Source organism: Polaromonas sp. P1_G2, assembly GCF_056405515.1.
The window spans coordinates 1-442 of sequence record NZ_JBFUBY010001202.1 but is presented as its reverse complement, the minus strand read 5'-3'; the positions used below and the strand labels follow the sequence as shown (position 1 = coordinate 442).

Genomic DNA, 442 nt, shown 5'->3' with positions numbered 1-442 from the left:
GTTGGAGCCGAGATTGGTGGCGATGGTGGCGTTGATGTCGGCGAAGGAGACGCCGAAGGTGTTGGCTTTTTCGCGGTCGATGATCAGGTCGACCTGGGCTACATCGGGCATGCCCTCTTCGCGCAGGCTGGCGAGGACGGGGCTTGTCTGGGCGAGGCCCAATAGCCGGTCTCGCGCTGCGGCAAGCGCCTCGTGGCCGAGACCGTTGCGGTCCTGCAGGCGGAAGGCGAAGCCGTTGGTCGTGCCGAGGCCCTGGATCGAGGGCGGTGACAGCGCGAAGCTGATTGCATCCTTGAGGCCGAACAACATCATGTTGGCGCGGCCGGCGATCGCGGCAGCGGAGTTGTTCGGATCACGCTCGGACCAGTCCTTGAGCGTGATGAAGGCTAGGCCGGCATTCTGACCGATGCCGAAGAAGCTGAAGCCCTGCACGGCAACGATG

Annotated in this window: 1 protein-coding gene; it reads right to left on the bottom strand. The window is 64.5% G+C overall.

Annotation, left to right across the window (positions count from 1 at the left end):
* A partial coding sequence (locus AC1D0P_RS29770; protein WP_477680023.1) for an efflux RND transporter permease subunit occupies positions 1-442 on the bottom strand: 442 nt, incomplete at both ends.